We start from the raw sequence: 22,152 nt of genomic DNA, 5'->3' as shown, positions 1-22,152 counted from the left end.
CATGGCGATACGGTCCCTCAAGCGCACCGACGACGTGGGCGAGGAGTTTCCGACGGCGATTCTCGACTCGTTGTCGGAGGCGATCCTGGTCGTCGACAGCGCCGCGCTGGTGCACTACGCGAACCTGTCGGCCGAGCAATTCTTCGGTGCCGGCCGCACCCGTCTGGTCGGCCATCCCCTGAGCGAGTTCTTTCCCGAAGACACGCCGCTCTTTTCCCTGCTCGAGCAGGTCATGGCGGGTGGCGGCGCCGTGGCCGAGAATGGTGTTACGCTCGCGTCGCCGCGCATCGGCAATCGGTTCTGCGCCGTTCGCCTGTCGCCGATCGTGGAAAGCGACGGCCTGGTGGCGGTGTCGCTGATCGAGCAGTCCATCGCGCGCAACATCGACCGGCAAATGTCGCATCGCAGCGCCGCCCGCTCGGTCAGTGCGCTGGCGGCGATGCTGGCGCACGAGGTCAAGAATCCGCTGTCCGGCATCCGTGGCGCGGCGCAGTTGCTTGAGCATTCGGTGTCGGACGAGGAGCGCGAGCTGACCAACCTGATATGCGAGGAAACCGACCGCATCGTCGCGCTGGTCGATCGCATGGAGGCCTTCGCCGACGGCCGGCCGGTCGAGCGCGGCCCGCTCAACATCCATCAGGTCCTCAATCACGTCAGGCGCATCGCCGAGAACGGCTTCGGCAAGCGGGTTCGCTTCGTCGAGAGTTACGACCCGTCGCTTCCGGAGGTTTTCGGTGACCGCGACCAGCTCATCCAGGTCTTCCTCAATCTGGTGAAGAACGCGTGCGAGGCGCTCGGGGATTCCGAGAGGGAGATCGAGCTGTCGACGGCGTTCCGCCACGGCCTGCGGCTCGCCCTGCCGGGGCAGCAGGCAAGAGTGAACCTGCCGCTGGTGGTCTCGGTCCGTGACAACGGCAGCGGAGTTCCGGACGAGATGCGCGCGCATCTCTTTGACGCTTTCGTGACCAGCAAGCCGACCGGAACCGGCCTGGGTCTTGCTTTGGTGGCCAAGATCATCAACGACCACGGCGGCGCCATCGAGTTCGACAGCGCGCCGGGCCGGACGATTTTCAGAGTCATGCTGCCGCTGCAATTGCCCCAGACCGCCCAATGACCTCAGCCGCCACCATCCTCGTCGCCGACGACGACCGCGCCATTCGCACCGTCCTGCACCAGGCGCTCGGTCGGCAGGGACACACGGTCCGCAGCACCGGTGCCGCCGCGACCTTGTGGCAATGGGTGCAGGAAGGCGAGGGTCAGCTCGTCATCACCGATGTCGTCATGCCCGACGAGAACGGCCTGGATCTGGTGCCGCGCATCCGCAAGCTGCGCCCGGATTTGCGCATCATCGTCATGAGCGCCCAATCGACGCTCCTCACCGCGGTGCGGGCCACGGAACGCGGCGCATTCGAGTACTTGCCCAAGCCGTTCGATCTCAACGAGCTTGTCTCGGTCGTCAATCGCGCCCTGACGGCGCCGGCGCCGTCAGGATCGCGGGTGGTCGAACCGCCGGAGGACGGCGAGCGGCTGCCGCTGATCGGCCGTTCGCCGGCCATGCAGGAAATCTACCGCGCGCTCGCCCGGTTGATGTCGACCGACCTGACGGTGATGGTCACGGGCGAGTCGGGCTCCGGTAAGGAACTGGTGGCCCGCGCACTCCACGACTACGGCAAGCGGCGCAAGGGCCCGTTCGTCGCGCTCAATATGGCGGCGATTCCGCGGGAGCTGATCGAAAGCGAGCTGTTCGGCCACGAGCGGGGCGCCTTCACCGGTGCCGTCCAGCGCTCGGCCGGCAAATTCGAGCAGGCGGCGGGGGGCACGCTGTTCCTCGACGAGATCGGCGACATGCCGCCGGAGGCCCAGACTCGGCTGCTGCGCGTCCTGCAGGAGGGCGAGTACACGACGGTCGGTGGCCGCACGCCGATCAAGGCCAATGTCCGGATCGTGGCGGCCACGCATCGCGATCTGCGGCGGCTCATCCAGCAGGGGCTGTTTCGCGAGGATTTGTTCTATCGCCTGAATGTGGTGCCGATCCGGTTGCCGCCACTGCGCGAACGGCTCGACGACATTCCCGAACTCGCCAACCACTACCTGCGGCTGGCGACGAGCGACGGGCTGCCTGCCAAGGTGCTCTCGCCCGAGGCCATGGGCCGACTCAAGCAGCACCGCTGGCCGGGCAACGTGCGAGAGCTCGTCAATCTCGTGCGTCGCCTGTCGGCGCTCTATTCGGAGGAGGTGATCGGAGTCGAGACGATCGAAGCCGAGTTGGCCGACGCCTTGCAATCCCCGGAGCCGGACGTTCCAGCGGGCGGGATGCCGAGCGACGCCAGTCTGGCCGATTCGGTGGACCGCCATCTCCAGGCGTTGTTCGCCGCACATGGCGACCGCCTCCCGCCGGATGGGATGTACGATCGTGTCATTTCGGAGGTGGAAAGGCCCCTGCTGTCGCTCGCCTTGGGGGCGACGCGCGGGAATCAGTTGCGCGCCGCCCGCCTGTTGGGGCTGAATCGCAATACGTTGCGCAAGAAAATCAAGGACCTCGACGTCCCCGTGGTACGCACGCCGCAGGTCCGCAGAGGCGGGTGACATCTGTGACAACTTCGCTGGGCGTTTCGCGCTTGGGCGACAGGGTGGCGGCGTTGAGACGGGGCCTTACCGGCCGCGTGGCAGCCATTTCTCTCGCCGCCCTGGCCATGCTCGCGGGCGCGGCGACCTACGCGTGGATCGCCGGCCTGATGCCGGCAGCATTCGGCACGTCGGGCTGGATGACCGGACTGCTGGTCGCCGATCTGGTCATCGCCATCACGCTGGTATCGGTCCTGGCGGTTCGCGTCACGCAACTCTGGCTGGATCGTCGCAGAGGCGCGGCTGGCTCCCGTCTCCACATGCGTCTTGTGCTGGTCTGCAGCGTGTTCACCATCGCGCCCACGCTCATCGTGACCATCATCCTGTCGCTGCTGGTGATCAATCTTTCGGATTTCGTGGTCAAGCCGTCGCAGGCGGCCTTCGAAGCGGCGCGCGCCATCGGCGAGCCCGTGCGCCGCGCACGCGAGGATGAAATCCTGCGCGACATCGCCGCCATATCGGCGCCCCTCCAGGAGACGGGAGTCGAGGGGGTGCGCGATGGACCCGAGACGGCGAAGCGACTGGAGCAACTGATCGCCGGCCGCGCCATCATCGAAGCTGCCGTGATCGATGGCGACAAGGGAGTGTTGGCGTTGGCCAAGTCCCCCGATGCCGAGACGATCGCAAACCCCGTGCCGCCGCCCCAATTCCTGTGGCAGGCGGTGAATCAGGGCCGACCGGTGAATTTCGAATCGGACCGCGGCGCCTACTTCGTCATGCAGCTCTTCATCGAGGAACCGCTGTTCCTGGTCACGGGACATGCCGTCGATCTGCGGGTCGTCGACTACATCAAGAGCATCGAATTCGCCGGCCAGTTCTATTCTCAGATCGGCGACCGGCTGCGCGACAGTCAGCTCATCATTTTCGTCGTCTGCGGCGCCATTGCGCTTCTGATGCTGCTGGCGGCGGTCTGGTTGGCGATCGTCTTCGCCACGCGTCTCACCGCGCCGATCGGCGGCCTCATGGCGGCGGCCGAACGCGTCAGGGCGGGCAACCTTGCCGCCCGCGTCGAGGAAGGTCCTCCCGACGACGAGTTGGGGCAGCTGTCGCGCTCCTTCAATCGCATGACGAGCCAGATCGAGCAGCAGCGCAGCGAACTGGTTCAGGCGAACACCGAGCTCGACCGTCGCCGGAGATTGACGGATGCGGTGCTGGCCGGCGTGTCGGCCGGCGTGCTGAGCGTCGATAGCGCGGGCACCGTCACGCGCACGAACCGTTCGGCGCTCGACCTGATGGCACTGCCCGAAGATGGCGTGCTGGAGCGGCGACTGACGGAGGTGATGCCGGAGATCGCAGCGCTTGCGGCGCAGGCGGTGGAGCGGCCGGACCGTGTGACGCAAGGACAGATCGAGATCGTCCAGCGCGGCATCCGGCGGATACTGCTGGTGCGCATAAGTGCAGCGTCGGACGCCGGTTTCGTCGTCACCTTCGATGACGTGACGGATCTGATGTCCGCGCAGCGCATGGCGGCCTGGGGTGACGTGGCCCGCCGAATCGCCCACGAAATCAAGAATCCTCTGACCCCGATCCAGCTCTCGGCGGAGCGTCTGAGGCGGCGCTATCTCAAGCAGGTCAAGGAGGATCCCGAAACCTTCGCCATGTGCACTGACACGATCATCCGCCAGGTCGGTGACATCGGACGCATGGTCGACGAATTCTCCTCCTTCGCCCGGATGCCACGGCCGACGGTACAGCTCGAGGATGCCAAGGAACTTTGCCAGCAGGCACTCTTTCTGCAGCGCAGCGGCAATCCGCAGGTTCACTATTACGCCGAACTGCCGGAGCATGCCGTGCCGCTCATCTGCGATCGTCGCCAGATCGGCCAGGTGCTGACCAACATCCTGAAAAATGCCGCTGAGGCGATCGATGGAAGAGAGCAGCAGGGGGATGCCGTGTTGCCGCCGGGTCGCATTTCTCTCGCTCTCCACGACGACGGCGCGCGGGTCAGCGTGGTGGTCGAGGACAATGGCAGGGGCCTGCCCAAGGAGGGGCGCGACCGGCTTACCGAACCGTACATGACGACGCGGAGCAAGGGGACGGGCCTCGGCCTCGCGATCGTCAAGAAGATCATGGAGGATCATGGCGGCCGGCTGTTGCTGGAGGATGCCGAGGCTGGCGGTGCGCGGATCAGTCTGGTATTCCGGCGCGACGCGAAGGAGATCGCGTCGGTGTCGCAGCATGCGACCGCCGCACAATGATCCGCTGACCTATGCGGACAGTTTGAAGAGCAATGGGCCACGATATTCTCATCGTCGACGACGAGCGCGATATCTGCACGCTGATCGCGGGTATCCTCGAAGACGAAGGACACACCCCGCGACGTGCGCACAACAGCAGCGAGGCCATCGATGCTATCCGGCAGCGTCGCCCGGCGCTGGTGATTCTCGACGTCTGGCTGCAGGGCAGCGAACTGGACGGTCTGCAGCTGCTCGACGTCATCCGCAGGGAAGAGCCGCCGATTCCCGTCGTCATGATCAGCGGCCATGGCACGATCGACACCGCCGTGTCGGCGATCAAGAGCGGTGCCTACGATTTCATCGAGAAGCCCTTCAAGGCGGATCGCCTCCTTCTCGTCGTCGACCGCGCCATCGAGGCCGACCGCCTCAAGCGCGAGAACGCCACGCTTCGCCGGCGGGCAGGCGGGGAGGTGGCCTTCGTCGGCTCCTCCTCCGGCGCGAGCGGTGTGCGCAGCCAGATCGAGAAGGTGGCACCGACCGGCAGCCGGGTGTTGATCGCCGGTCCCTCTGGCTCGGGCAAGGAAACCGTCGCCCGCCTGATTCATCAGGGGTCCAGGCGCGCCGACGGGCCGTTCATTGTGGTCAATTGTTCGGCGCTGCCGGCGGAGCGGCTGGAACTGGAGCTGTTCGGGACGGACGGCGAAAACGGCAGCGAGGCACTGCATGTCTCCGGCGCGTTCGAACTGGCGCACGGCGGAACGCTGTTACTGAAGGAAGTCGGCGATCTGCCGGTGCCGTTGCAGGGCAAGCTGGCGCGCGTCCTGCAGGAGCAGTCGTACTTCCGTGATTCCGGCACGACCCGCGTCGAAGTGGACGTGCGGGTGCTGGCGTCGACCGTTCGAAGCCTCCAGGACGAGATATCGGCCGGGCGTTTCCGCGAGGAACTGTTTCACCGGCTCAATGTCGTTTCCCTCAAGGTGCCGGCACTGAGCGATCGCCGTGAGGACATTCCCGAACTGGCGGCCGACCTGCTGGGGCGCGTAGCCGACGCCACCGGATTGATGGCGCGCGCGATCGGCGAGGACACCTTGGCGGCCCTGCAGGGTCACGATTGGCCCGGCAACGTCCGGCAGCTCCGAAACGTCATCGAGCGGCTGTTGATCCTGGCGCCGCCCGGCGGCGGCACGATCCGGGCCGACATGCTGCCGAGCGACGTGAGCGAGGATGCGCCATCCGTCCTGCGCTGGGAGAAGGGCGGCGAGATCATGCAGCTTCCCTTGCGCGATGCGCGCGAAGTGTTCGAGCGGGAGTATCTTCTGGCTCAGGTGACCCGATTCGGCGGAAACATATCGCGCACGGCGACTTTCGTCGGCATGGAGCGCTCGGCGTTGCATCGCAAGCTCAAGTCCCTGGGGCTTCACGGCGGCGGCGTCGACGACCGCGGCGGCTCCGACCCTGCAGCGTAACGGACAGCGGGAGAGCAAACCATGGCGCGCTTCGCCTACGTCAATGGCCGCTATGTCGATCATCGCCTCGCGAGCGTGCACATAGAGGATCGCGGCTACCAGCTCGCCGACGGAGTCTACGAGGTGGTCGGCGTACGTGACGGCCGGTTGATCGACGAGGGACCGCATCTCGACCGGCTGGACAGGTCGTTGCGCGAACTGCGGATCGGCTGGCCCGTGCCGCGCGCGGCCCTGCAATTCATCCTGCGTGAATTGATGCGACGGAACCGGCTGCGCGACGGGCTGATCTACATGCAGGTGACGCGCGGCGTGGCGCGGCGCGATCATGCTTTCCCGACCCAGCCCGTGAGACCGGCTCTCGTCGTCACGACCAAGAATGCCAAGCGGGCGGAAGCCGACGCCGGCACCGGTGTGGCGGTGAAGAGCGAACGCGATATCCGCTGGGAACGCTGCGACATCAAGACAGTGGCCTTGCTGCCGAACGTGCTGGCCAAGCAGGCGGCGCGCGAAAGCGGAGCCTACGAGGCCTGGCTCGTCGACGGTCAGGAATGCGTCACCGAGGGGGCTTCCACCAATGCCTGGATCGTCACCGCCGACGGCGAACTCGTGACCCGGCAGGCCGACAACGGCATTCTGTCGGGAATCACGCGCGGGACGCTGAAGTCGCTGTGCAATGCCTTGCAGCTCAAGCTGGTCGAGCGCCCGTTCACCCTGAGCGAAGCCAAGCAGGCAAGAGAGGCCTTTATCACCAGCGCCACTTCGTTCGTGACTCCCGTCGTGAAGATCGACGGCAGTCCCGTGGGGAACGGCGCGCCCGGTCCGACCGCGCGCCGGCTGCGCGAGGAATATGTACGTTTCGCGTCGGAGGGCGAGGCCGTCTTATGACGGAGCCGGACAGGCCGCAGCCGCCACGGGCGGTTCTGTTCGACTGGGACAACACACTGGTCGACACCTGGCCGACCATCGTCGAGTGCTACCGGGATACGTTCCTGGCGCTTGGACAGACACCGTGGTTAGCGGAGCAGGTGAGGCAGCGCGCGCACGGGTCGCTGAGAGACATTTTCCCGACGCTGTTCGGCGCGAGGGCAGGCGAGGCCGAAAAGGTGTTCTACGAGACCTTCCTTCGCATCCATCTCGAGCGCCTCGCGCCCTTGCCAGGGGCGGCCGCGTTGCTGGAGCGTTGCGTCGCCGCCGGCTACTACGTCGCCGTCGTCAGCAACAAGGTGGGCGACAATCTCCGCGCCGAGGTCGCGCATCTCGGTTGGGATCGCTGGATTTCACGGTCGGTCGGCGCCAAGGACGCAAAGCGTGACAAACCGGCCCCCGATCCGATTTATCTGGCACTTGCCGGCACGGGAATTGCCCCCGACCACGACGTGTGGATGGTGGGAGACACGCCTGCAGACCTCCAATGTGCCCACGCGGCCGGGTGTCTTCCCGTGCTGTTCGGCGGTGCGGAGCAATTGGCGGATCGGCTACGTGAATTCCCGCCGCGTCTTCACGCACGCGATTGTCATGAACTGGCGGCATTGCTTTGACCCGAATGACGCCTATATTTGTTGCAACTCGGTAGTGGGAAAGGACCCACACCCTCCAACCGGCGGTCGCAAGTCTGGCCGGGCGCCCAACAAGAGGCCAAGAATATGAGCGAAAAGGCACAGAACGTTCAGGACGTCTTCCTGAACCATCTCCGCAAGAACAAGACGCCGGTCACGATCTTCCTCGTCAACGGCGTCAAGTTGCAGGGAATCGTCACCTGGTTCGACAACTTTTCGGTGCTGCTGCGCCGCGATGGTCATTCGCAGCTCGTCTACAAGCATGCGATCTCGACCATCATGCCGGTGACGCCGGTCCAGTTGTTCGACGGCGACAAGGGCGAAGCAGCAGGCTGATTTGACCGCGGACATCGATCGCACCGATCACGAAAAGGGCAGGCGGAATCGACACGAGACGGCGAAGCCGGTGACCGTGGCCGCCATCGTGTGTCCGCTCTCGCACGGCGATCGCGGCCGCGACCCGCAGGCCCGCGTGGAGGAGACGGTCGGCCTCGCTCAGGCCATCGCGCTCGACGTGAAGCTGGCCCAGGCCGTGCCGTTGCGGCGCATGACACCGGCCACGCTGGTCGGCAAAGGGACTGTCGAGCGCATCAAGCAGACCGTTGCCGAGCTCGGTGTCGGGCTCGTCATCGTTGACGATCGGCTGAGCCCGATACAGCAGCGCAACCTCGAGAAAGCCTGGCAGGCCAAGGTGATCGACCGCACCGGCTTGATCCTCGAGATATTCGGCGAACGGGCGCAAACGCACGAAGGCCGCTTGCAGGTGGAACTGGCGGCGCTCGAATACCAGCGCGGTCGTTTGGTCCGATCGTGGACCCATCTCGAGCGCCAGCGAGGCGGCTTCGGCTTTCTCGGCGGCCCGGGTGAATCGCAGATCGAGATCGATCGCCGACTGATCGGTGAGCGCATCGTCAAGATCAAACGGGATCTCGAGGCCGTCCGGCGCACGCGCGCCCTCAACCGGTCCGGCCGCCAGAAGGCGCGCCTGCCGACCGTTGCCCTCGTCGGTTACACCAACGCCGGCAAGTCCTCTCTCTTCAACCGCCTCTCCGGCGCCGACGTCCTCGCCAAGGACCTTCTCTTCGCGACGCTCGATCCGACGATGCGTTCGATCACGCTGCCCAACGGACGGGATTGCGTGATCTCCGACACGGTCGGATTCGTCTCTGATCTGCCGACGCATCTCGTCGCGGCCTTTCGCGCCACCCTCGAGGAGGTGCTCGAGGCCGACCTGATCGTCCATGTCCGCGACATCGCCCATCCCGACAGCGAGCGGCAGAGGACCGACGTCGAGATCGTCCTGCGCGAGCTCGGCGCCACGGAAGAGAGCGGAGCGACGATCATCGAGGCTCTGAACAAGATCGACCTGCTGGCGCTGGAGAATCGCCGGACGCTGCAGCTGCGGTCGACGACGGGCTCGCGACGGACCCGCCAATTCCCGGTCTCGGCGGTGAGCGGGGAGGGGATCGAAGGGCTGCTCGAGGCGATCGGAGAATTGGTGGCGGACGACAGTCAGACCCGTGAAATCGCCGTGCCGCTCAGCGACGGGGCGACGTTGGCCTGGCTGTATCGCCATGGCGAGGTGCGCAGCCGCTGTGACGACGGCGAGACGGCACGCCTGACGGTCGCGCTCGATGCCGCCGCGGCGGCCCAGCTCGAGCGCCGCCTCGCGCGTTGACACCCGGGGGTAGGGCTTCCTATAAGGCCGGCCGGCCCGGATGAAGGAAAACCTCATGAAATTCAAGCCGTTGCACGACCGCCTGCTGCTCAAGCCGATGTCCGCCGAGACGCGGACCAAGGCCGGCATCATCATTCCCGACACAGCCCAGGAAAAACCCATGCAGGGCGAGGTCGTCGCCGTCGGCAAGGGCAAGCGCCTCGAGGACGGGCGACTGCAGCCCCTCGGCGTCAAGGTCGGCGACAAGGTGCTCTACGGAAAGTGGTCGGGCACCGAGGTCAAGCTGGGTGGCGTCGAGCACGTCATCCTCAAGGAAGAGGATTTGTTCGGCATTCTCGGCTGAGCCCATGCTGGACGCCCGCGATGCCGAGCGTGTCGCCGGGCTGATTCGCGAGACTGCGGCGGTGGAGCTCGTGCCGCGGTTTCGCAATCTTGCGAAGGACGAGGTTCGGCTGAAGGGGCCGGGCGATGTTGTTACCGTGGCCGATGTCGCGGCCGAGCAGCGGCTCGCCTCGGGCCTGGCGAAGATCCTGCCGGGTGTGCCGGTGGTCGGCGAGGAAGCGGTCGAGAGCGATCCCGGCCTTCTCGAACTGATCGGTCGCCCGGGCGAGAGATGCTGGATCGTCGATCCGCTCGACGGCACGGCCCATTTCGCCGCCGGCCGCGATCGCTTCGCCATCATCGTTTGCCTGGTCGAGGACGCCCGCACCGTTGCCGGATGGATTCTCGACGTGCCGGGGGACCGCTTGGCGGTCGCCTTGGCGGGCGGGGGAGTGACGCTGGACGGCAGGCCCGTCTCGAGCCAGGAGTGGCCGGCGACCGACCGGCCGAACGGCCTCGTGGGCTACAGGATCCGCAGGGAATTCGAACGGCAGTTGCCAAGAGCGGTGCGCCGGCGCCTCGGCAAGCTCGACACGCTGGGCTGCGCCGGTGTCGAATACTTGGAGATCCTGTCGGGCCGCTGGGATTTCTGCCTCTACCGGATGATCAAGCCATGGGACCACGCAGCCGGCGCACTGATGCTGACGGAGGCCGGTGGCGCCGCGATCCAGTTCGGTGGCGCCCCCTACGCTCCGGCGCAGGGGCGCGAGGCAGGCATCATCGCCGCTGCGACGCCGGCGGTGCTGGGCGAGGTGCGCAGGTTGTTGGAGGCGGTCGAGATGCCGTTGCTGGCGTCGAAATCGAGGTAGGGGCGCATGCGTATTGCAGTGTCGGGGACCCATTCGGTGGGCAAGAGCACGCTGGTGGCGGACATCCACAAGTCGATCGGCAAATTCGTCCACGAGGAGGAGCCGTATCGCGCGCTACGTGACCTCTATCCGATCAAGTTCGGCAAGGAATCGACGCGCTACTGCAACGGCATCCAGTGCTTCTACAACATCAGCCGAGTGCAGCAGTATCGGTCTGCCCGCGATCACGTGATCTTTGATCGCTGCCCGATCGACTACATCGCCTATTCCATCTATACGGCCCACCACAAGCAGACAGACCTCGATATGGCCTTCGTCCAATCGCTGGTCGAGCCGGTGCGGGAGTCGCTCGCCTTCCTCGATGCGGTGGTGTTCGTGCCGGTGACGCAGAAGCATCCGATCCATCTCGAGGACGACGGCATTCGCCTGGTCGACAAGGAGTACCGCTGGGAGGTCGACCGGCACTTCAAGCGCATCTACCGTGACGGACTCTACGACCTGTTCGGCAGCAAGGGGCCGCGGCTTGTCGAGGTGACGGGTTCGCGTGAGGAGCGGATCGATCAGCTTCGCTCGTTGTTGGCATGACGGACGAGGGTCTGCCGGTCTGGCAAAGGCCCGGGTCAGCGTCGGCGATCTACGCCAAGTTCGCGGGATCTCGGAGCTTGCGGGACCAGTGGGTCCAGATGGTGCGGGCGAGCTGGGGCAATCCCGATCACCCGGAGCTTTGCCTATTTCAGGACGTCACGCGCGAGGACGGAGTGGTTCGCGGGCCGGCGGGAAGGGCGGTCCCGGTCACGGTGATGCGGCCGCCGGGGCGCGTGCGCGATGCCTTCCTGTACCTCCATGGCGGCGGCTGGGTCGCGCCCCTTTCCGGCAAGCATGTTGCCTGGGCCAAACGCCTGGCGAGCCTGACGGGACAGGAAATCCATTGCGTCGAGTACGGCCTCGCGCCGGAGAAGCCGTTCCCCCAAGGGCTCGAGGATTGCCTGGTTTGCTACAACGCGTTGCGATCAAGGTGCGACGGGCAGGTTTCGGTCGGCGGGGACTCATCCGGAGGGAATCTCGCGCTCGCGCTTGCCCTGTACTGCGCGGACCATGGGGTGCGGCGGCCCGACAGGATCGCTGCCCTCAGCCCCGCGACCGACATGCATTTCGAGGACTACCCGGCGTTCGAGCGACTGGGCAGGGGCAATCCCATTGCCGATCCCAGTGTGCTGGCCTTCCAGCGCGCCTGCTACCTGTCCCGCGCCGATTGGCAGAACCCCTACGCCAGCCCGATGCTCGGGCGGCTGGAGGCACTACCGCTGCTGTTCATCCTGGCCGGCGGACAGGACCCGTTGCACGAGGAGAACCTGGTCTTTGCCCGCAAATGCGAGGCGGCCGGGGTGCCGACGACGGTGTACTACCAGCCCGACCTGCCGCATGCGTTCCACACGCATCACGACGTGCTGCCCGCCGAGGCGGACGCGGCCAACGCGGCGATCGCGGCCTTCTTGGGCACGCCAGCGGGCTAGATTAGGCGCGCGTCTTGGCCTCCTGCCACAGGAGTTCCATCTCCTCCAAGGTAGCCTCGGCAGGCGTGCGGCCTTGGGCGGCAAGCTGCCGTTCGATGTAGCGGAAGCGGAGCTCAAATTTGTCGTTGGTCGCGCGCAGAGCCGCCTCGGGATCGACCTTGCAGTGGCGGGCCAGGTTGGCGACGGCGAACAGTACGTCGCCGAGTTCGTCGGCGAGGCGGTCTTGCCGCACGGCGCTCGAAGCGAGTTCGGTGCGCAACTCGCCGAGTTCCTCTTCGATCTTGTCCATCACCGGCCCGATGGTCGCCCAGTCGAAGCCGACCCGTGCCGCCCGCTTCTGGAGCTTCTCGGCCCGAAGGAGGGCGGGCAGGGCGCGGGCCACCCCATCCAGGACGCCAGCCTGACTGGCGCCCTTTGCCGCGCGTTCGGCCGCCTTGCGGGCCTCCCAGGAGGCTGTCTGGACCTGGGTGTTGGCGACGGTCGCCTCGCCGAACACATGCGGGTGGCGATCGACCATCTTGTCGGCGATCGCTCGAGCGACGTCGCCGAAGCCGAACGCGCCGGCCTCGCTCGCCATCTGGGCGTGGTAGACGACCTGAAGCAGCAGGTCGCCGAGCTCTTCCTTGAGCGCCGGCATGTCGTCTCGATCGATGGCGTCGGCGACCTCGTAGGCTTCCTCGATGGTGTAAGGCGCGATCGTTCGGAACGTTTGATCGATGTCCCAGGGACAGCCGTGCTGACGATCGCGCAGCCAGGCCATGACCCGGAGCAGGCGTGCCAGGGGCTCCTTCGGGAGGTCGGCGGCGGTGGGACGACCGGACATCAGCATCTTCTCTCAGACAAGATTATCGCATAATATATATTATGACAAATATTAATTAACTAGATAAAACAAATAACTACCAAGAGATTTCCATCTTATCTCTAATCAAGGCCAGCAGGCTCAGGCCGCGCTCCGCGTCGCTGGCGGGCACGCCGAGCGTCAACAGCACGCCCTCTTTCGCATTCCTCGGGTTCGCCGTGAGCAGATCGAAAACCACCCGCGGGCTGCCGCCGTCACCCTGGGCCGGCGGGGCGTTCTCGTAGGCGATGAGAAACGAGCCATCGCCCAATCGTCGCACCTGCGTCTGGATCTGCGGCCGCCGGGCCCGAATGGTACCGCTCTTGGTCGCCGCGTAGTGCTCGGCGTCCTTCACGCCCTCGAACGCGAAATCCACCCGCCACACGATGACCCGGTAACGGCGATCGCCACTGTAGGCGACGCCGCGCTCCCAATCTTCGGTCGCGGCCCAGCCCAGCGGCAGCGCCACCGAGACCCGGATCGAGTCGAAGCGAATCCGGGCGAGGCCCTTGTCGGCTTCGATCGCCAGCACGCGCGACGGTACCTGGTTGGGGCCACCGACCCTGTCGGAATGGCCCCCGCTGAAGCTGGCACCCTTGTCGGGGGTGGCAAAGTCGCGAAAGCTCAGACCGCCCGTCGCCAAGCCGTCCTTCGCCACCGCATCAAACCCGGAGACGAATGCGGCGCCAGCCAGCACCCAGGCCGCGAACCCGGCAAGCGTTCGGCGCCGGCCCCCGGACTCGTTTTGTCCATCCTCAATTGATTTATAAAGAATGGTGAATAACCACATGATTATTCGCAAGTAATTACCAATCCATCATGGCATGGACGAACATGCGCCGGCGTCTCCCGCTCGAGCGCCGCATAGTCCATGTCCACATGCAGGTTGGTCAGGAACGCCTGCCTCGGCTGAATCCGCTCGATCCATCCCAGGGCCCTCTCGAGATGGGCGTGAGTCGGGTGAGGGCGATAGCGCATGGCGTCGACGATCAGTGTGTCGACCCCGGCCATGGTGTCAAACGCCTCCTCGGGCAGCTCGACCACGTCGTTGGCATAGGCGATCGGGCCGAACCGGAAGCCGAGCGACTGCGTGGTGCCGTGATCCTGCGCGAACGGCACGACCGGGATGCCGGCGGCGCTAAATGGCCCGTCGATGGCGTGGCGGCGATAGATCGGGTTGTAGAAGCCGTCCTCGGCCTCGAAGCAATAGCCGAACCGCTTGCGCAGCACCGCGTAGGTGCGATCGTCCATCCAGGAGTCGAGCGCACCCTGGCGCAGGGCGTAGGGGCGGAGGTCGTCGATGCCGTGCACCTGATCGGCGTGATAGTGCGTCCAGATCACCGCGTCGATGCGCTCCACCCGGGCGTCCAGAAGCTGCGCCCGCACATCCGGCGAAGTGTCGACCAGAACCGTCCGGCCGGCGTCCTGGACCAGGATCGAGCAGCGTCGCCGGCGGTTGCGCGGATCGTCGGGATTGGCCGCCCCCCACTCCCCCATCCCGTTCTTGCCCCCCGGCCGCGGAACGCCCGCCGAGGTGCCGCAGCCCAGGATCGTCACGCGCACGGGCGCCGCTCCGCCTTGGTGAACAGCCGGAAGAAGTTGGCGGTGGTCGCCGCCTCGAGTTCGGCGACGCTCACGCCCTTCAGTTCCGCGACCTTGGCCGCGGTATGGGCGACGTAGGCGGGCTCGTTGGTCTTGCCGCGCCTCGGCACCGGCGCCAGGTACGGCGCGTCGGTCTCGACGAGCAGCCGATCGAGCGGGACGTCGCGGACGATCCGGCGCAATTCCTCAGCCGCCTTGAACGTGACGATGCCCGAGATGGAGATGTAGAGGCCGAGCGCCATCGCCCGCTCGGCGACCGCGCGGCCGCTGCTGAAGCAGTGGATCAGCCCGGTGAAACCGCCCCGGCGATGTTCCTCCTCGAGGATCTCGGCGGTCTCGCGGTCGGCGTCGCGGGTGTGCACGATCAGCGGCAGGCCGGTCTGCCGGGCGGCCGCGACGTGCGCACGAAAGCTTTCCGCCTGCTCGGCGCGCGGGCTGTGCTCGTAGTAGAAGTCGAGCCCGGTCTCGCCGATGCCCACGACCTTGGCGTGACGCGCCGCCTCGATCAGGCGATCGGGGGTGCGCTGCCCCTCCTCCTTCGCCTCGTGCGGATGCACGCCGACCGAGCACCAGACGTCGTCGTGGCGCTCGGCGATCGCGCGGACCCGCGCGAACTGGTCGAGCCGTGTGCCGATCGTCAGCATGCCCCCGACTCCGGCGTCGCGCGCGCGCGCCACCACGCCCGCCTCGTCGGCCGCCAGCTCGGGAAAATCGAGGTGGCAATGACTGTCGATCAGCATCTCAGCCTGCCGCCTTGGCCGCTTCGACGAAGCGGGGAAACACGCCCTGCGGTTTGGGCAGCACGGTCCCCGGCGCGAGCTCCACGTCGAACGACGAGAAGCCGCGCGTCCCGGCGGCCACCGCCAGCTGGTCCAGGATTCTCGTCGCGGAATCGGGCATGAAGGGCTGCACCAGCAAGGTGACGCGCCGGATGGTCTCGGCCAGCACCCAGAGCACGGTGTCGCGTCGCGCCGGATCGCTCTTGGCGAGCGCCCACGGCGCCTGCGCGTCGACGTAGCGGTTGGCCTCGGCGATCACTTCCCAAATCGCCGTCAGGGCGCGATGGAAGGCCTGCTCGTCGATCTCCGACCGGACCGTGGCGAGCAGCCCGCGAGCCCGGGCGAGCAGGGCATCGTCAGCCTCCGTGAGCGGCCCCTTGGCGGGCACCTTCTCGCCGCAGTTCTTGGCGACGATCGAGAGCACCCTCTGGCAGAGATTGCCGTAGGCGTTCGCCAGGTCGGCGTTCAGCCGGCCGATCAGGGCGCGGCGCTGGAAGTCGCCGTCGCTGCCGAACGGCACCTCGCGCAGCAGGAAGTAGCGCACCGGGTCGACGCCGAACTCGCGCGTCACCGCCACGGGGTCGATCGCATTGCCGAGCGACTTCGAGATCTTCTGGCCCTCGGTGGTCCACCAGCCCGAGGCGAAGACGCGCCGGGGCGGCGCGACGCCGGCCGACATCAGGAAGGCCGGCCAGTAGACGCAGTGGAAGCGGATGATGTCCTTGCCGACGACATGCACGTCCGCCGGCCAGAAGCGCCACAGCGGGTCGGTCGTGTCGGGGTAGCCGCACTCCGTGATGTAGTTTGTGAGCGCGTCGAGCCAGACGTACATGATGTGCTCGGGGTCGCCGGGCACCGGCACGCCCCACGAGAAGCTGGTGCGCGACACCGAGAGGTCCTGCAGCCCGCCCTTCACGAAGCTGATGACCTCGTTGCGCCGGCTCTCGGGCGCGATGAAGCGCGGGTTCCTGTCGTAGAACTCGAGCAGGCGCTCGCCCCAGGCCGACAGCCTGAAGAAATACGACGGCTCCTCGACCCATTCGACCTCGTTGCCAACCGGCCCGGCGCGGCGCTTGCCGTCGAGCCCGACCGCGGTCTCGTCCTCGGCGTAGAACGCCTCGTCGCGCACCGAGTACCAGCCGGCATACTTGCCGAGATAGATGTCGCCAGACGCGACGAGTCTCTCCCACAGCGCCTGGCACGCCGCGTGGTGCCGCTTCTCCGTGGTGCGGATGAAGCCGTCGGGGCTGTAGTTCATCACGCCGACCAGTTCGCGGAACGATTGGCTCACCTTGTCGGTGAAGGCCTGTGGCGACATGCCGGCCGCCGCGGCGGCCTTCTCCACCTTCTGGCCATGCTCGTCGGTGCCGGTCAGGAAATGGACGTCGTAGCCGTCGAGCCGCTTGAAGCGCGCCATCACGTCGCACGCCAAGGTCGCGTAGGCGTGCCCGATGTGCGGCACGTCGTTCACGTAGTAGATCGGCGTCGTGGTGTAGAAGGTTCTCGCGGGCGACATGACAGGAAACTCCGTCCCGCCGCCCCTCCCGGAGCGCCAGTGACGGCGCTTCAGCGCATCGCCGATTGAAGAGCCAGGAAACTGCCGAGCACCGTCTGTTTGCGATCGAGGTTGACGGCGTCCGCGCGGGACAACAGGTGGGCGACCTTTTCCCACGCATCGTCCCACCGATCAAGGCTGGCAGCCGCGAGTAGGCGGGCCGCGACGTCGCCCTCGACTTCCCGTGCGGCGTTCGCGTCGCGGCCGAGCGCCGCCTGGCGCGCCAGCCGCTTCCACCATCCATCGAGCAGGAAGTTGAGCGCCCGCCAATCGGCGTTCGCTTCCTCGCCGCGGCGCGCGAAACGCTCGGCGAACCCGTGTAGCCGGGCCATGTCGAGCTCGGGCAGGCCCGCCAGGATTTCGACCATTTCGCCGTAGAGCTGCAGGCTGCCCGCCGCCGCGAGGTCGAGGGCGCGACCGATGCTGCCTTCCGCCAACCGTGCCAGGGCCGCCCTCTCCGCTTCCGCCAGCTGGGGCGCGTAGACGGCGAGCAGGTCGCTCACCCGTTCGTCGGACAGGGCGTGAAGCGGCAGGCGGCGGCAGCGCGACAGAATGGTCGGCAGGAGCCGCCCCGGCGCATGGGCGACGATGAGCAGCACCGCCTTGGGCGGGGGCTCCTCGAGGATCTTGAGCACCGCATTGGCGCTGTTGCGATTCATCTCGTCGGCCGAATCGACGATGGCGACGCGCCAGTCGCCCATCGCCGGCGTCATGTGCATGAAGGCGCCGAGGTCGCGCACGTCGTCGACGGCGATCTCCGCGCGGATGCGTCCGGTGTCCGGATTGAGCGTGCGTCTGAGGTGGAACAGGTCGGGATGCGAGCGCGCGTCGACCAGGCTGCGTCCGGGCGCGTCGCGCTCCACCTCGAGCGAGTCGGCCTCGGCCGATTCCGGTGCACCGCCGAACAGCCCCGGCTGACTCGCTCCCGCCAGCAGGAAACGCGCGAACCGCCACGCCAGCGTCGCCTTGCCGATGCCGCGTGGCCCGGTGACGAGCCAGGCGTGGTGCAGGCGCCCGCCCTGCCGCGCCTGCAGCAGCGTCTTCTCGGCGGCCTCGTGGCCGACGAGCCGTTCGTTGCGCCACGGCGGCGGCCAGTCGTGCGGCCATTCGAGCTTCTCGAGCTCGCCCGGATCGGCGCTCGTCTTGCCTCTCGCCATCGCGTCCCGTGCTATGCCTTCAGCCGTTCCACGACTGTACGCGCAATCGCCTTGGCGATGACATCGATTTCCGCGGTGGCGTCGATCAAGGCGCAGCGACCGGGTGCTCGCCGCGCGATCTCGCGGAACCCCTCGCGGACACGCTCATGGAAGCCGCCCGGCAGCGCCTCGTAGCGCGTCTCGTTGCCGCGCCGGCTGGCGGCGCGCGCCAGGCCGACCTCGACGGGCAGATCGAGCACGAGGGTGAGGTCCGGGCGAAAGTCGCCCACGGCCACGTCGTAGAGCCGTTCAAGAAGTCCGGGATCGAGGCCGTGGCCGTGGCCCTGGTAGGCGAGGGTCGAATCGGCAAAGCGGTCGCTGATCACCCACGCGCCGCGTTCCAGTGCGGGCCACACCGTCACCCGCAGATGGTCGCGGCGGGCGGCGAAGTGCAGCAGCGCCTCGCTGACGCCGTCCCACCTGTCGGCGGGTCCTTCGACCAGCAGCTTGCGCACCATCTCCGCGCCCGGCGAGCCACCCGGCTCGCGCGTGGCGACCACATCGTGCCCGCGCGCCTCGAGCCAGGCCTTGAGGCGCGCGATCTGTGTCGACTTTCCTGCGCCTTCGCCGCCTTCCAGGGTGATGAAGCGCCCCCGCGGGAGGGTCACGACCACCAGCCGAAGAGGTAGTGCCTGAGCAACGTGGTCGTGCGCCCGAACAGTCCCTCGCGCGGCACATCGGCGCCTGCCTCGAGCGGATATTCCACGGTCCGGCCGTCGGGCATCGTGACGGCCGCCGTGCCGAGTTTGGTGCCCTTGGCGATGGGCGCCGGCAACGGCCCCTCGAAACGCGCCACCGCGCGGGGCTGGTAGGATTGCCCGGCCGGCAGCGTGAGCTGGATGGTGCGGCTGATGACCAGGGGTACCGTGCCACGCGTGCCCAACCAGACCGGCGCCTCGGCCAGCACGTCGCCGGCACGAAAGACGGTGGTATTGGTGAACTCGCGGAACCCCCACTCGATCAATCGTGCCGTCTCCTGCGCCCGCTCCGCCATCGATCCCAGGCCGTTGACCACCAGGACGAGCCGGCGGCCCTCACGAACGGTCGACGTCGTCTGGCCGTAGCCGGCCTCCTCGGTGTGGCCGGTCTTCAGGCCGTCGGTACCCGGTGTCGTGCGCAGCAGCCGGTTGCGGTTCTCCTGCCTGATCCTGTTGTAGGTCCACTGCTGCTCTGCATAGTAGCGATAGAGCTTGGGGAAGTCCTCGATGGTGCGCCACGACAGGACTGCGAGATCGCGCGCCGTCGTGTGCTGGCCTTCGGCCGGCCAGCCCGACGAATTCCTGAAGATCGAATTCGTCATGCCGAGCTCGCGTCCACGCCGGGTCATGAGGTCGGCGAAGTTCTCCTCCGTGCCCGACAGTCCCTCGGCCACCACCACGCACGCATCGTTGCCGGACAGCACGATGATCCCGCGGATCAGCTCCTCCACCGTGACTTCCGAGCCCAGCTCCAGGAACATCCGCGAGCCGCCCATCCGCCAGGCGCGCTCGCTCACCCTGAACTTGGTGTCCAGCGAGATGCGCCCCGCCGTGATCTCCTCGAACAGCAGGTAGACCGTCATCATCTTCGACATCGAGGACGGCGCCATCGGCGCCTCCGCATCCTTGTAGAGAAGGACGGTTCCGGTGATCGGGTCGACCATGTAGGCCTGCCTGGCCGGCGTCGTGATGCCGATCTGCGAGAGGCTCGGCGGCGGCTCGGGCTTGGCGGCCGGAGGCGCCGCAGGCTTGGCCGCGGGCCGCGTGCCGGGTTTCTGCGCCTGGGCATGAATTTCGACCGGCTGCGACACCGCGGGCAACGCGGTGGTCATGACCAGCAGGGCCGAGAGCACTGCGAGCAGGAACGGTCGTTCAGTCCGCGACAACACGCGCATCACCATATCCCGAGCGTTGGAGCCGGTCGGCGACGATGCCGGCGGCATCCGAGGTGGTATAGGGGCCGAGCCGGACGCGGTAAACCTCGCGCCCGCTCGCCGATCCCTGGAAGATTTCCGAGAAGCCGTAGCTGCTGATCATGCCGCGTTGCCGCTCGGCATTGTCCATGGTCGAGAAGGCCCCCGTTTGCACGTAGAAGCCGCTGCCCGGAGGCGTCGCCGACTGGGCGATACCGGCGATGGTTGTCGAAGAGGATGCGGCAGGCGGAGGGGTCGCCGCCACCACGACCGACCGGGTGGCGGGCGGTGGCACGGTTGCCGGCTGCGGGCGCACGGCCGTCGCGACCGGCGTCGTTGTGTGCCGGCTCGAGGCGTATTGCACGAGCGCGTCGCGCTGCTCGGCGGGGCCGCCGCCGGCCATGGCGATGTCCTTGACGACGCGGCTCTCGGCCGGAAGCTGCTCGATGCGCACCCGGGCCGTGCCGCGGCGGACCATGTCGATCTCGTCCGCTGCGGCGCGGGAAAGATCGATCACCCGGTCGCTGGCATAGGGCCCGCGATCGTTGATCCTGACCACCGTCGACAGGCCGTTGTCGAGATTGGTGACCCGCACCATCGAGGGCATCTGGAGGGTGCGATGCGCCGCCGTATGGTCGCGCTGGTCGTAGCGCTCGCCGTTGGCGGTCGACTTGCCGTGGAAGCCCGGTCCGTACCACGAGGCGACGCCCGTCTCGACGCGGTCGAACTCCTCGCGCGGATAGTACGTCGCTCCCTTGATCGTATAGGGTTTGCCGACCTTGTAGCTGCCGCTGGTGGCGACGCTCGCGCCGGGGCCCGACCCCTGCCGCGAGCCGCACGCGGCGGCGCACGCCAGCATCAGGAGGATGCCGACGATCTTGATGTATTTCTGCGGCGCTTCGCGCTCGTTTCCGGCGAGGGGTACCGACATTGACCGGCGCATCATACACGATGTCGTGCCGTCCGTGCAGGCTGCTACTTTATCGGCCGGCGATCCGGTCGCTCAGCAGGCCGACGGCCAGCGCGAAGAAGTTCGACTGGTTCCAGCGCAGGATGACCTTGAAGTTCTCGCTCGTGCGGAAGGCCGGACCGTCGGCGCCGGCGGGCCGCACGATGTGCGTCCCCTGCCCCGCCTCGGCGCTGCCGATCTCGTTGCCCCAGTGTACGCCTGGCCGCCAGCCGACCCGGCGCAGATAGTTGACCGTCGAGGCGAAGACGTCGGGCCTGCTCCGCCAGATGTCGGCGCGGCCGTCGCCGTCGCCGTCGGCCGCGTAGGCGAGGAAGCTCGTCGGGATGAACTGGCATTGGCCCATGGCGCCGGCCCACGATCCTTTCATGTCGGGAAGGCCGACATGGCCCTGCGACAGGATCTTGAGCGCCGCGATGAGTTGGCTGCGGAAGAAGGCCGCGCGGAAATTGTTGTAGACCAGCGTGGCCAGTGCGGGCACGACGTCGAAATCGCCGAGCCGCGTGCCGTAGTTGCTCTCGATGCCCCACAGCGCGACCACCACCTCGGCCGGTATGCCGGCCGGGCCGGAGAACTGCTCGATGACGGCGCGGTGCTCGGGCAGCAGTTCGCGCCCCCGCCTCACCCGCTCCTCGGAGACGACGATCTCGAGGTAGCGCGCGAAGGTCATCTTGAATTCGGGCTGGTTGCGCGCCAGCTCCATCACCCGCGGGATCGGCTCGACGTTGGTCAGCGCCGCGTCGAGGGTCTGCGCATCGACGCCGGCCCGTTGCGCCTCCTGGCGCACGCCGGCGAGCCAGGCGGCAAACTTGGCGTCCTGCGCAACCGCGGACGTTGCGCCCAGCACCGGCACGGAAGCACCGGCAAAGCCAATGCAGAAGGATCGACGGAACAACATGACGGCCTATGTTATACAGCGCGGCGGGACGGGTGGCCGAGTGGTTTAAGGCAGCGGTCTTGAAAACCGCCGTACCGGCAACGGTACCGTGAGTTCGAATCTCACCCCGTCCGCCACGGCGCGGCACCCACCATCACAAGACGAGTGGTCGTGCCGGAGAGTCAGATTCGCGGCCGGCGCCGGAATCGGGGGGTCGAATCGCCTTCCGATGCAGACG

22 protein-coding genes and 1 tRNA gene are annotated in these 22,152 nt (G+C 67.1%); 13 read left to right on the top strand and 10 right to left on the bottom strand.

Annotated features, from left to right (window positions below; genetic code table 11):
* Position 1: 1 nt before the first annotated feature.
* From KIT25_12800 to KIT25_12745, 12 genes are all read left to right on the top strand, one after another.
* Positions 2-1,114 (top strand): PAS domain-containing protein, encoded by a 1,113-nt coding sequence (locus KIT25_12800; protein UYN97751.1) that lies wholly within the window; start codon positions 2-4, stop codon positions 1,112-1,114.
* Positions 1,111-2,586, top strand: coding sequence for a nitrogen regulation protein NR(I) (gene ntrC, locus KIT25_12795; protein UYN97750.1), 1,476 nt, complete (start codon positions 1,111-1,113; stop codon positions 2,584-2,586). Before KIT25_12800 ends, ntrC begins: the two co-directional genes overlap by 4 nt.
* Before the next feature lie 77 nt (positions 2,587-2,663).
* Entirely contained in the window at positions 2,664-4,823 is a 2,160-nt protein-coding gene (locus tag KIT25_12790) for a HAMP domain-containing protein (GenBank protein ID UYN97749.1), read from the top strand.
* A gap of 32 nt (positions 4,824-4,855) precedes the next feature.
* Positions 4,856-6,268 carry a sigma-54-dependent Fis family transcriptional regulator gene (locus KIT25_12785; GenBank protein ID UYN97748.1) on the top strand — a complete coding sequence of 471 codons (1,413 nt, stop codon included), beginning with the start codon at positions 4,856-4,858 and terminating at the stop codon, positions 6,266-6,268.
* Positions 6,269-6,289: 21 nt separating this feature from the next.
* Positions 6,290-7,153, top strand: a complete 864-nt coding sequence (locus KIT25_12780; protein ID UYN97747.1) for a D-amino-acid transaminase — start codon at positions 6,290-6,292, stop codon at positions 7,151-7,153.
* A complete protein-coding gene (locus KIT25_12775; GenBank protein ID UYN97746.1) occupies positions 7,150-7,806 on the top strand; it encodes an HAD hydrolase-like protein in 657 nt (218 codons plus the stop codon). Before KIT25_12780 ends, KIT25_12775 begins: the two co-directional genes overlap by 4 nt.
* 105 nt (positions 7,807-7,911) lie before the next feature.
* Positions 7,912-8,160, top strand: a complete 249-nt coding sequence (hfq, locus tag KIT25_12770) for an RNA chaperone Hfq (protein ID UYN97745.1) — start codon at positions 7,912-7,914, stop codon at positions 8,158-8,160.
* A gap of 76 nt (positions 8,161-8,236) precedes the next feature.
* Positions 8,237-9,502, top strand: a complete 1,266-nt coding sequence (hflX, locus tag KIT25_12765) for a GTPase HflX (GenBank protein UYN97916.1) — start codon at positions 8,237-8,239, stop codon at positions 9,500-9,502.
* Between the two features lie 55 nt (positions 9,503-9,557).
* A complete protein-coding gene (locus KIT25_12760; GenBank protein ID UYN97744.1) occupies positions 9,558-9,845 on the top strand; it encodes a co-chaperone GroES in 288 nt (95 codons plus the stop codon).
* A 4-nt stretch (positions 9,846-9,849) separates the two neighbouring features.
* A complete protein-coding gene (locus KIT25_12755) occupies positions 9,850-10,692 on the top strand; it encodes an inositol monophosphatase (protein UYN97743.1) in 843 nt (280 codons plus the stop codon).
* Between the two features lie 6 nt (positions 10,693-10,698).
* Positions 10,699-11,277, top strand: a complete 579-nt coding sequence (locus KIT25_12750) for an AAA family ATPase (GenBank protein UYN97742.1) — start codon at positions 10,699-10,701, stop codon at positions 11,275-11,277.
* The gene (locus KIT25_12745) at positions 11,274-12,206 is read left to right on the top strand and encodes an alpha/beta hydrolase fold domain-containing protein (GenBank protein ID UYN97741.1); all 933 of its coding nucleotides are present in this window, start codon (positions 11,274-11,276) and stop codon (positions 12,204-12,206) included. The genes KIT25_12750 and KIT25_12745 overlap by 4 nt, the downstream gene beginning before the upstream one ends.
* A gap of 1 nt (position 12,207) precedes the next feature.
* Here KIT25_12745 and mazG read toward each other — a convergent pair whose 3' ends face one another.
* The 10 genes from mazG to KIT25_12695 form a co-directional block, all read right to left on the bottom strand.
* The gene (gene mazG / locus KIT25_12740) at positions 12,208-13,029 is read right to left on the bottom strand and encodes a nucleoside triphosphate pyrophosphohydrolase (protein UYN97740.1); all 822 of its coding nucleotides are present in this window, start codon (positions 13,027-13,029) and stop codon (positions 12,208-12,210) included.
* A gap of 76 nt (positions 13,030-13,105) precedes the next feature.
* On the bottom strand, positions 13,106-13,837 hold the full coding sequence (locus KIT25_12735) for a hypothetical protein (protein ID UYN97739.1): 732 nt from the start codon (positions 13,835-13,837) through the stop codon (positions 13,106-13,108).
* Between the two features lie 2 nt (positions 13,838-13,839).
* Positions 13,840-14,610 (bottom strand): MBL fold metallo-hydrolase, encoded by a 771-nt coding sequence (locus tag KIT25_12730; GenBank protein ID UYN97738.1) that lies wholly within the window; start codon positions 14,608-14,610, stop codon positions 13,840-13,842.
* A complete protein-coding gene (locus KIT25_12725; GenBank protein ID UYN97737.1) occupies positions 14,601-15,389 on the bottom strand; it encodes a TatD family hydrolase in 789 nt (262 codons plus the stop codon). The genes KIT25_12730 and KIT25_12725 overlap by 10 nt, the downstream gene beginning before the upstream one ends.
* 1 nt (position 15,390) lies before the next feature.
* Positions 15,391-16,944, bottom strand: a complete 1,554-nt coding sequence (gene metG, locus KIT25_12720) for a methionine--tRNA ligase (protein ID UYN97736.1) — start codon at positions 16,942-16,944, stop codon at positions 15,391-15,393.
* A 50-nt stretch (positions 16,945-16,994) separates the two neighbouring features.
* Positions 16,995-18,140, bottom strand: a complete 1,146-nt coding sequence (locus tag KIT25_12715) for a DNA polymerase III subunit delta' (GenBank protein UYN97735.1) — start codon at positions 18,138-18,140, stop codon at positions 16,995-16,997.
* 11 nt (positions 18,141-18,151) lie between these two features.
* Positions 18,152-18,787 (bottom strand): dTMP kinase, encoded by a 636-nt coding sequence (locus tag KIT25_12710; protein UYN97915.1) that lies wholly within the window; start codon positions 18,785-18,787, stop codon positions 18,152-18,154.
* Positions 18,784-19,989: a D-alanyl-D-alanine carboxypeptidase gene (locus KIT25_12705; protein UYN97914.1), complete on the bottom strand. Its 1,206-nt coding sequence runs from the start codon at positions 19,987-19,989 to the stop codon at positions 18,784-18,786. The genes KIT25_12710 and KIT25_12705 overlap by 4 nt, the downstream gene beginning before the upstream one ends.
* A gap of 40 nt (positions 19,990-20,029) precedes the next feature.
* Positions 20,030-21,001, bottom strand: a complete 972-nt coding sequence (locus tag KIT25_12700) for a septal ring lytic transglycosylase RlpA family protein (protein ID UYN97734.1) — start codon at positions 20,999-21,001, stop codon at positions 20,030-20,032.
* A 49-nt stretch (positions 21,002-21,050) separates the two neighbouring features.
* A complete protein-coding gene (locus KIT25_12695) occupies positions 21,051-21,935 on the bottom strand; it encodes a lytic murein transglycosylase (GenBank protein ID UYN97733.1) in 885 nt (294 codons plus the stop codon).
* A gap of 26 nt (positions 21,936-21,961) precedes the next feature.
* Here KIT25_12695 and KIT25_12690 point away from each other — a divergent pair.
* A tRNA-Ser gene (locus tag KIT25_12690) sits at positions 21,962-22,051 on the top strand.
* Positions 22,052-22,152 lie beyond the last annotated feature (101 nt).

It is taken from the genome of Enhydrobacter sp., from assembly GCA_025808875.1.
In the GTDB taxonomy this organism is placed as follows: Bacteria; Pseudomonadota; Alphaproteobacteria; order Reyranellales; family Reyranellaceae; genus Reyranella.
This window is presented reverse-complemented; position numbering and strand designations above follow the sequence as displayed.

What these genes read in the sequence shown, in the direction of transcription:
- KIT25_12735 (UYN97739.1), bottom strand. Translation starts at nt 13,837, where the DNA reads ATGTGGTTATTCACCATTCTTTATAAATCAATTGAGGATGGACAAAAC.
- metG (UYN97736.1), bottom strand. Translation starts at nt 16,944, where the DNA reads ATGTCGCCCGCGAGAACCTTCTACACCACGACGCCGATCTACTACGTG.
- KIT25_12705 (UYN97914.1), bottom strand. Translation starts at nt 19,989, where the DNA reads ATGACCACCGCGTTGCCCGCGGTGTCGCAGCCGGTCGAAATTCATGCC.
- mazG (UYN97740.1), bottom strand. Translation starts at nt 13,029, where the DNA reads ATGTCCGGTCGTCCCACCGCCGCCGACCTCCCGAAGGAGCCCCTGGCA.
- KIT25_12745 (UYN97741.1), top strand. Translation starts at nt 11,274, where the DNA reads ATGACGGACGAGGGTCTGCCGGTCTGGCAAAGGCCCGGGTCAGCGTCG.
- KIT25_12800 (UYN97751.1), top strand. Translation starts at nt 2, where the DNA reads ATGGCGATACGGTCCCTCAAGCGCACCGACGACGTGGGCGAGGAGTTT.
- KIT25_12750 (UYN97742.1), top strand. Translation starts at nt 10,699, where the DNA reads ATGCGTATTGCAGTGTCGGGGACCCATTCGGTGGGCAAGAGCACGCTG.
- KIT25_12780 (UYN97747.1), top strand. Translation starts at nt 6,290, where the DNA reads ATGGCGCGCTTCGCCTACGTCAATGGCCGCTATGTCGATCATCGCCTC.
- KIT25_12785 (UYN97748.1), top strand. Translation starts at nt 4,856, where the DNA reads ATGGGCCACGATATTCTCATCGTCGACGACGAGCGCGATATCTGCACG.
- KIT25_12775 (UYN97746.1), top strand. Translation starts at nt 7,150, where the DNA reads ATGACGGAGCCGGACAGGCCGCAGCCGCCACGGGCGGTTCTGTTCGAC.
- KIT25_12695 (UYN97733.1), bottom strand. Translation starts at nt 21,935, where the DNA reads ATGTTGTTCCGTCGATCCTTCTGCATTGGCTTTGCCGGTGCTTCCGTG.
- KIT25_12700 (UYN97734.1), bottom strand. Translation starts at nt 21,001, where the DNA reads ATGTCGGTACCCCTCGCCGGAAACGAGCGCGAAGCGCCGCAGAAATAC.
- hfq (UYN97745.1), top strand. Translation starts at nt 7,912, where the DNA reads ATGAGCGAAAAGGCACAGAACGTTCAGGACGTCTTCCTGAACCATCTC.
- ntrC (UYN97750.1), top strand. Translation starts at nt 1,111, where the DNA reads ATGACCTCAGCCGCCACCATCCTCGTCGCCGACGACGACCGCGCCATT.
- KIT25_12725 (UYN97737.1), bottom strand. Translation starts at nt 15,389, where the DNA reads ATGCTGATCGACAGTCATTGCCACCTCGATTTTCCCGAGCTGGCGGCC.
- KIT25_12715 (UYN97735.1), bottom strand. Translation starts at nt 18,140, where the DNA reads ATGGCGAGAGGCAAGACGAGCGCCGATCCGGGCGAGCTCGAGAAGCTC.
- KIT25_12760 (UYN97744.1), top strand. Translation starts at nt 9,558, where the DNA reads ATGAAATTCAAGCCGTTGCACGACCGCCTGCTGCTCAAGCCGATGTCC.
- KIT25_12755 (UYN97743.1), top strand. Translation starts at nt 9,850, where the DNA reads ATGCTGGACGCCCGCGATGCCGAGCGTGTCGCCGGGCTGATTCGCGAG.